Genomic DNA, 1,689 nt, shown 5'->3' with positions numbered 1-1,689 from the left:
TTTTTCATGAAAAACATGAAGTATTCGTTCATTCGTGAACAAACCTTACAAAAGACTATTTTATCCAATCCACAAAAGAAATGGTTAACAACAGCATTGATGCTTTTTATTGCCTTCATGGTACTCAGTGAGCCAGCCTTTGCAGCAGGCGACTTCGGAAAAATTGAAAGTGCTCTTCAGAAAATAATCACAGCTTTAACAGGACCGCTTGCGAAAGCAATTGCGACCATTGCAGTTGCTGGTATTGGGCTTGCATGGATTGCTGGTTATGTTGAAATGCGTAAAGCCTTCTTTGTTTGTGTTGGCATTGGCATTGTTTTTGGTGCAACGCAAATTGTATCAATGCTTTCTAGTTAAACTTTAGCCTTTCAAAGCTATGAAAGAGCACGACAAGCTAACAGAAGATACGTTATTTCTTGCTTGCACACGCCCTGCCATGATTGCAGGTGTGACAGTGGAAGCTATGGGATTAAATGCTATAGGTACAATGATGTTGTTTATTATGACAGGCAATATTTTTCTTATCACCTTTGGTGTTGCCATACATTTCATATTCAGGGAAATTCTTAAAAATGACCATAACAAATTTCGTATTCTTCTGACGTGGCAAAAGACATGTCTTTTTGCCAGAAATTCTAGTCTATGGGGTGGGGGAAGTATTTCTCCATTACGATTAATTCGTAATTATGAGGAATTATAGTGAATTCAGCTCAGTGCAAACGTGAAAAGCAACCAGAGGCGATTATCCATTACGTGCGCCATGTTAACAAGCATATCATTGCGCTGAATTCACGGGCACTCATGTCCGTTATTGCTCTTGAAGGGCTTAACTTTGAGACAGCGGATATTATTGATCTCAATGTGCTTCACGAACAGCTGAATAATCTATTTAAGAACATTGCGGATGAACGGATAGCCCTTTATAGCCACATCATCAGAAAGCGTGAAACGATTTATCCGGATGGCACTTTTAGATCAGCATTTGCGAAGCAATTAGATGATAAATATCGCGAACGGATGGTCTCTCAGGAGCTTTATCGCAATGATCTCTATCTTTCAATTTTGTGGAATCCCCACGTTGATAAAACGGATAAATTAGCGGAATTTTTCAAACGTTTGGGAAAAGCCAAGCAAGAAAAAACAGAAGTTGATGCAGAATCCATTCGTAAGCTTGAAGATATTACGACAGATCTTATTCAAAATTTAGAGCGTTATGGTGCGAGAAGATTGAGTCTTTATGAACATGAAGGCAATATTTATTCGCAGCAGAGTGAGTTTATCCATCAATTGGTGGGGGGCGTCGTGAACGGGTACCCCTCACATGGGGGACGATAGCTTCAACTGTTTACTCAGACCGTCTCATTTTCGGGAAAGAGATCATAGAAATACGCACTGAAGCAGGACGTCGATTTGCAGGCATGTTTGGTTGGAAAGAATATCCAGCAAAAACCAGAGTAGGCATGGCTGATGGTCTTTTAACGCTTCCTTTTGAGTTTATTTTTACCCAATCTTTTATTTTCAAGAGCAAAAATGTTGCCAAGCAGATTATGGGGCGCAAACAAAACCAAATGGTCAATGCGGGAGATCGAGCAGGTTCACAAATTATGGAACTGGATGATGCGCTTGATGATCTTGAATCCAACCGTTTTGTTTTAGGGGAACATCATTTATCATTGGCAGTTTTTGCGG

The 1,689-nt window shown here is 40.0% G+C and carries 2 protein-coding genes and 1 pseudogene; all 3 read left to right on the top strand.

What is annotated here, in order from left to right; translation table 11 throughout:
• Window positions 1-6 precede the first annotated feature (6 nt).
• Complete coding sequence (locus BN338_RS00560; RefSeq protein ID WP_039758066.1) at window positions 7-357, top strand: TrbC/VirB2 family protein; 351 nt, start codon at window positions 7-9, stop codon at window positions 355-357.
• A gap of 19 nt (window positions 358-376) precedes the next feature.
• Entirely contained in the window at window positions 377-700 is a 324-nt protein-coding gene (locus tag BN338_RS00555) for a VirB3 family type IV secretion system protein (protein WP_039758065.1), read from the top strand.
• A pseudogene (locus tag BN338_RS00550) lies at window positions 700-1,689 on the top strand (VirB4 family type IV secretion/conjugal transfer ATPase); the annotation flags it as partial. The gene BN338_RS00555 and the pseudogene BN338_RS00550, both read left to right, overlap by 1 nt.

The sequence above is a fragment of the Bartonella queenslandensis AUST/NH15 genome, assembly GCF_000312585.1.
In the GTDB taxonomy this organism is placed as follows: Bacteria; Pseudomonadota; Alphaproteobacteria; order Rhizobiales; family Rhizobiaceae; genus Bartonella; species Bartonella queenslandensis_A.
The sequence above is the reverse complement of the archived record's forward strand: the minus strand, read 5'-3'. Positions and strand labels throughout refer to the sequence as shown.

Excerpts from the sequence above, each read along its gene's own strand:
- BN338_RS00560 (WP_039758066.1), top strand. The coding sequence starts at position 7 with ATGAAAAACATGAAGTATTCGTTCATTCGTGAACAAACCTTACAAAAG.
- BN338_RS00555 (WP_039758065.1), top strand. The coding sequence starts at position 377 with ATGAAAGAGCACGACAAGCTAACAGAAGATACGTTATTTCTTGCTTGC.